Annotated in this window: 8 protein-coding genes; 6 read left to right on the forward strand and 2 right to left on the reverse strand. The window is 70.4% G+C overall.

Annotated features, from left to right (window positions below; genetic code table 11):
• Both C472_RS07365 and C472_RS07370 read left to right on the forward strand, forming a co-directional pair.
• The coding region (locus C472_RS07365) for a hypothetical protein (RefSeq protein WP_006629187.1) at positions 1 to 678 on the forward strand (678 nt) is incomplete at its 5' end.
• Positions 675 to 1,355 carry a DUF7530 family protein gene (locus tag C472_RS07370; protein ID WP_006629188.1) on the forward strand — a complete coding sequence of 227 codons (681 nt, stop codon included), beginning with the start codon at positions 675 to 677 and terminating at the stop codon, positions 1,353 to 1,355. The genes C472_RS07365 and C472_RS07370, both read left to right, overlap by 4 nt.
• Positions 1,356 to 1,438: 83 nt before the next feature.
• Here C472_RS07370 and C472_RS17360 read toward each other — a convergent pair whose 3' ends face one another.
• Positions 1,439 to 1,606 carry a DUF5786 family protein gene (locus C472_RS17360; RefSeq protein WP_006629189.1) on the reverse strand — a complete coding sequence of 56 codons (168 nt, stop codon included), beginning with the start codon at positions 1,604 to 1,606 and terminating at the stop codon, positions 1,439 to 1,441.
• A 125-nt stretch (positions 1,607 to 1,731) separates the two neighbouring features.
• On the opposite strand from C472_RS17360, the gene C472_RS07375 reads away from it, so the two are divergent.
• Positions 1,732 to 2,781 carry a DUF5784 family protein gene (locus tag C472_RS07375; protein ID WP_006629190.1) on the forward strand — a complete coding sequence of 350 codons (1,050 nt, stop codon included), beginning with the start codon at positions 1,732 to 1,734 and terminating at the stop codon, positions 2,779 to 2,781.
• 155 nt (positions 2,782 to 2,936) lie between these two features.
• On the opposite strand, the gene C472_RS07380 is transcribed toward C472_RS07375, so the two are convergent.
• Positions 2,937 to 3,221: a DUF5789 family protein gene (locus tag C472_RS07380; RefSeq protein WP_006629191.1), complete on the reverse strand. Its 285-nt coding sequence runs from the start codon at positions 3,219 to 3,221 to the stop codon at positions 2,937 to 2,939.
• Between the two features lie 158 nt (positions 3,222 to 3,379).
• Between C472_RS07380 and C472_RS07385 the strand changes: the two genes are divergently transcribed.
• From C472_RS07385 to hemB, 3 genes are all read left to right on the forward strand, one after another.
• Positions 3,380 to 4,294, forward strand: a complete 915-nt coding sequence (locus tag C472_RS07385; protein ID WP_006629192.1) for a PHP domain-containing protein — start codon at positions 3,380 to 3,382, stop codon at positions 4,292 to 4,294.
• Positions 4,295 to 4,319: 25 nt separating this feature from the next.
• Positions 4,320 to 4,484: a DUF6757 family protein gene (locus C472_RS17485; RefSeq protein WP_006114727.1), complete on the forward strand. Its 165-nt coding sequence runs from the start codon at positions 4,320 to 4,322 to the stop codon at positions 4,482 to 4,484.
• Between the two features lie 164 nt (positions 4,485 to 4,648).
• Entirely contained in the window at positions 4,649 to 5,629 is a 981-nt protein-coding gene (gene hemB / locus C472_RS07390; RefSeq protein WP_006629193.1) for a porphobilinogen synthase, read from the forward strand.
• Positions 5,630 to 5,631: the final 2 nt, after the last annotated feature.

A 5,631-nucleotide genomic window follows, 5' to 3' on the forward strand; every position in this document is an offset into this window, starting at 1 on the left:
TGCGCGACCAATTTCGCCGAGGCGGCGTCGGCCGCGGGGACCGACCGGATCGTCTACCTCGGCGGGCTCGGCGAGGACCGCGACGAACTCTCCGAACACCTCCGGTCGCGGCGGGAAGTGGAGCGGATCCTCGGGGACGGCGACCCGGCGCTCACGACGCTCCGGGCCGCGATCATCATCGGCGGCGGCAGCGCCAGCTTCGAGGTGGTCGCCGGGCTGGCGCGGCGGCTCCCGGTGATGGTCACCCCGAAGTGGGTCGACACGCTGTGCCAGCCGATCGCGATCGCCGACGTGGTCGCGTACCTCGCCGGCGTCCTCGACGTGCCGGAAACCGCGGGCGAGACGTTCGAGATCGGCGGCCCGGAGGTGTTGACCTACGCCGAGATCCTCCGCCGGACGAGACGCCAACTCGGCGGCGGGCTCCGGATCGTTAGGGTCCCCGTGCTGAGCCCGGAGCTGTCGGCCCGCTGGCTCCGGCTCGTCACCGACGTGAACCCCTACCTCGCCCGGTCGCTGGTCGAGGGCCTCCGCAACACCGTGATCGTCGAGGACGACCGGATCCGCGAGCTCGTGCCGATCGAGTTGACCCCCTTCGAACTCGGCGTCGCGCGGGCGCTGACCGAGTCGCGGAACGCGGAGGCGTCGCGGCTGAGCGCGCTCCCCGGGGTCTCGCCGTGAGCCGCGACTACGGCGAGACGTGGGTGTACGAGAGCCTCGTCGGCGGGATCCCCGGACTCGGGATCTCGCGGACGCTTGCGGTCGCGCTCCAGTTCGTGATCTTCGAGGCGGGCGTGCTGGGGCTCGGCTGGTACTACGGGACGTGGAACGCCGTGGCCGCCGGGACGGTCGCCGTCGTCGTCGCCGCGGTCGGCAGCGTCGAGATGCACCGGCTGGGCGCGAAGAACCGACTGCTCGGGACGCCGCCCGAACACAAGCGGCTGCTGTTCGGGTCGAGCATCGAAATCGTGTTGGGCGTGCTGGCGTTCATCGCGTTAGTGACGTACCTGTTCGCGTGGGACGGGACCGCGGGGCCGACGCTCATCGACCGGCTCTTCGGATCGGATCCGCCCATACCGGTCGTCTACCTCACGCTGCTCGTCCTCTGGGACCTGACGTACCGGATCGGCACCTCGTGGTGGAGCGCCGTCGTCGCGCTGTGGCGAGCGGTCCACGTCGACCTCTCGCCCGAGGAGCGGGCGACGGTCCGACGGCTCGACGCCGAGAACATCGGCTTCTCCGTCGTCCAACTCGCCTTAGTCCCGTTCCTGCTCACCGAGCCCGTGCTGCTCGGCGCGGTCGTCGGCCACGTCATCGCGGTCGCGGTCGTCTGCTCCGCGGCGATCTGGCTGACCTGAGACGGACTGACTCGTCGCTCCCGAGCGTCGCTACTGCGGCGTTCGAGAACGGAGTCAGAAGGCGCGGCGTCGCCGCGGCCGCGTCACTCGCCCTGAAGCTCTTCGAACTTGTCGAGGAGTGCCTCCGTGGAGTCGCCCGAGTCGTAGGTCAGGGAGCCGGAGTACTCGGGACGCTCCGCGTCGAAGTCCGCGTCGACTTCGCTGGTCTTCTTCTCGCGACGCTCGTGTTCGGCCTCGTCATAGGCACCCATTGACATGGTACGACTACACTTGGCCTGTTCCTGTAATATATCTGTCGGCAAAGGTATCATAAACCGTGAACGTTCGGTCTCGGTCACCGGAATCGATTAACCTCGCGGCGTGATACCAAACGTCCGTGGCACAACCCCTCCGATTCAGACGCTCCCCCGGTCGGTGGACCGCGGACCGGGTCCGGTCTCAGATCGAGCGCCCCCTCGACGAGAACCTCGGAGCGACCGCCGGCGACCCGTGGTTCGCGCCGCCGCCCGACCACGAGGCGCGCCGGTTCGACATGGACGACGGGTCGTTCGCGCTGTTCTGCTGGACCGACGACGACGCGGATCCCCCGGCCGGTGCCGACGGCGGCCCCGTCGGCTACTGGCTGGGCAACACCGAGACGCCGAGCGAGCTCTGGCGGACGGAGAAGTACGGGTTCGACGAGGCTCCGTACCCGGTCTCGCGGTGGGCACAGCGGGAGCTGCTCGCCGGTCTCCACGACGACGAGCCGTGGCTGGCCGACTACCCGCACGTCTCGTGGTACTTCCTCCCGGTGTTCTGTTCGAAGGACGGCGCGGCGACGAGCCGGGCGTTCTTCCGCGACCACGCGGCCGGGTTCCCGGACGCGACCCGCGAGGCCGGCACGGGGTTCGTCGAGGAGACGCTCCGCCCGGGCGTCCTCGACGACTACCGCGAGACGATGGCCGGGAAGCTCGGCACGTCGGCCTCCCCGGACCTCGTCCGGATGAGCGCCGCCATCGCCGAGTTTACCGCGGCCCGGATCCTCACCGAGGCGGGCTACGGCGTGACCCCCGAGATCGAGGTGACGACGGGGCACTCGATCGACTTCCGCGCGACGGACCCGGACACGGGGACCGGCCATCTCGTCGAGGTGACCCGCCCGCAGCCGACGGCGGGGCGCTCGGCGAACGACCCCGTCGCCGCCGTCCGCGACACCGTCGAGACGAAGACCAGCGGACAGCTCGCGGCCCACGCCGGCGGCGTCACGCTGTTCGTCGACTGCTCGTCGTTCCCGGCCGAGGAGTGGGCCGCGGTGCGCGCGGCCGAGCCCGCGGTCCGCCACAAGCCCGCGGTCGTGTACCGCGCCGAACCGGGCGGGTCGATCGAGGGGTACAGGAAGGGTTCGGTCCCGCTCGATCTCACTGGCGTCGTCGATCCGGTGTCGTAGCCGCGCCGCTCTCCGGGAACGGAGACACGCCTCGCGGAACGGAGACACGCCTCGCGGAACGGAGACACGCCTCGCGGAACGGAGACACGCCTCGCGGATCGGCGTTCCTCAGCTACTGAGCCGCCGAAAAAGGCCGGTTCATTCGGTTCGCGGCGTCAGAACGAGACCGGCGAGAGCCCGTCCTCCGGGTCGGTGGTCGGGTCGCGGTCCGAGTAGAACCGGCGACCAACGCCCCGGTGACAGACGCCCGCTCGGAGCGTGGTGAACACGTCCTCCGCGTCCTCGAACGTTTGATCGCCGAACCGCTCCAAGACGTCGCCGAGCCGCTCGGACCCGTTCGCGAGCTCTACGGTCGCGTTTCCGTGAGCCGCGATGATCTCCTCAGAGGTGGTCGGGTACTGGTGCCGTTCGAGTCGGTCGTCGACGCCGTTCAAGCGCATCAACAGATGAAAACCGCCGATGGTTCTTAATGATTGTCCATGTACGACCTTAGTCGGAGGGAATACCTTATACTACCTTATACTCATCTCGTATCCGCGCTCTCATCGCCGCGTCCCCGACCGCCGCCGCTTAGTGTCGGGCGCGATTATTCGGCTCTATGACTGCTGACTCCGCCGGTTCCACCGATCCCACTGATTCCGGTGACATCGACGACCCCGCCGATCCCACGGACTCCGTCGTCGCCGACCTCCACGCGCACACGACCGTCTCGGACGGGACGCTCACCCTCGACGAGGTGCCGGCGGCCGCCCGCGAGGCGGGCGTCGACTGGGTGGCGGTCACCGACCACGACCGGATCCACCCCGGCCTCGACGCCCCCGTCGTCGAGCGCGACGGCGTCCGGATCGTGCGCGGAACCGAACTCCGCGTCGACGCCGGCTTCGAGCGCCTCGACCTCCTCGGCTACGGGGTCGAACACACGGACGCGCTCGACGCGGAGATCGACCGTCTCCAGCGCGACCGCCGGGAGCGCGGGGCCGCGATCCTCGACCGGGTGGAAGAGCGGCTCGGCGTCGACCTCGGCGTCGAACCCCGCGCCGGGCTGGGACGGCCGCACATCGCCCGGGCGATCGACGAGTCCGACGCGCCCTACGACTACGCCGAGGCGTTCGACGAGCTGATCGGTGACGACGGCCCGTGCTACGTCGCGCGCGAGGTGACCCCGCTCGACGAGGGGATCGACCTCCTCGCGGACGCGTGCGCGCTCGTCGGGCTGGCGCACCCGTTCCGGTACGAGCGCGTCGACGAGGCGCTCTCGGTCGCCCGCGAGTCGCCCGCGGTCGACGCCGTCGAGCGCTTCTACCCCTACGGCCGCGCGGTCGACGACGCGCGGATCGACCGTCTCGCCGCGGATGCCGACCTGCTCAGGACCGGCGGGACGGACGCGCACGAACGGACCCTCGGCGTGGCCGGGCTGACGGAATCGGCGTTCGAGCCGGTCCGCGACCGCCTTCCCGAACCGGTCCCGGTCGGGGGGGACGCCCCCGCCGCCCCGCCCGACGAACAGGATTAAGCCCGCGCCGGCCGGAGTGGTGCGTATGCGGTGTCACTACTGCGACCGGGAGGCCACGTACGAGGCCGAGCAGCGCGGCGTGGTCGTCGGTCTCTGCGAGTCGCACTTCAAACAGCGGGTCGAGGAGCTCGCGGAGTCGGACGAACTGGCGGAGCTCCGCGACCGAATCGACATCGAGTCCTCCGAGTAGTCGGGGCGCTCCGGTCCCCTCCGCGTCGGGTCCTCCCTCTTCGCGCCGGACCCTCTCCCATCTCTCCTCCGCGTCGAACGTCCGTCCCCTCCGGTGGCACTCGGCCGCCGAACGCCTCGCCCCGAGACGAACGGTAAAAGACCGCGCGGGGCCAACGGCCCCGCATGGACCTCACGGACCGGCCGCGCCGACTCCGGACCGACGGCGTTCGTCCGCTCGTCGCCGAGACCGACCTCTCGGCGTCCGACCTGGTCGCTCCCGTCTTCGTCGACGCGACGACAGACAAGCGCGTCCCGATCGAGACGATGCCGGGCCACGAGCGCGTCCCGGTCGAACAGGCGGTCGACCGCGTCGAGGAGATCACCGAGACCGGCGTCGAGACAGTGATCCTCTTCGGCGTCCCCGAATCGAAGGACCCGGCCGGGAGCCGGGCGTACGCCGACGACGGCGTCGTTCAGCGGGCGATCCGACGGATCGACGCGGAGACGGACGCGACGGTTATCGGCGACGTCTGCCTCTGCGAGTACACCGACCACGGCCACTGCGGCGTGATCGAGGAGACCGCCGAGGCGGACCCGACGCTCACGGTGAAGAACGACGAGACGCTCGACCTGCTCGCGCGCACCGCGGTCTCGCAGGCGGACGCGGGCGCGGACGTGGTCGCCCCCTCGTCGATGACCGACGGACAGGTCGGCGCGATCCGCGAGGCGCTCGACGAGGCGGGCCACGAGGACGTGGCGATCGTGAGCTACGCCGCGAAGTACGAGTCCGCCTTCTACGGTCCCTTCCGCGACGCGGCCGACGGCGCGCCCGCGTTCGGCGACCGCCGACACTACCAGATGGACCCGGCGAACCGCCGCGAGGCGCTCCGCGAGGCGCGCCTCGACGCCGAGCAGGGTGCCGACGTGTTGATGGTGAAGCCCGGCCTCCCCTACCTCGATATCGTCGGCGACCTCCGCCGGGAGTTCGACCGCCCGATCGCGGCGTACAACGTCTCGGGCGAGTACGCGATGCTCCACGCCGCCGCGGAGAAGGGGTGGCTCGACCTGGAGGAAACCGCGTACGAGTCGCTGCTGTCGCTCAAGCGCGCGGGCGCGGACGTGATAATCACCTACTTCGCCGAGGATCTGGCCGAGCGGTTATAAAC

Source organism: Halorubrum tebenquichense DSM 14210 (assembly GCF_000337415.1).
Classification (GTDB): Archaea; Halobacteriota; Halobacteria; order Halobacteriales; family Haloferacaceae; genus Halorubrum; species Halorubrum tebenquichense.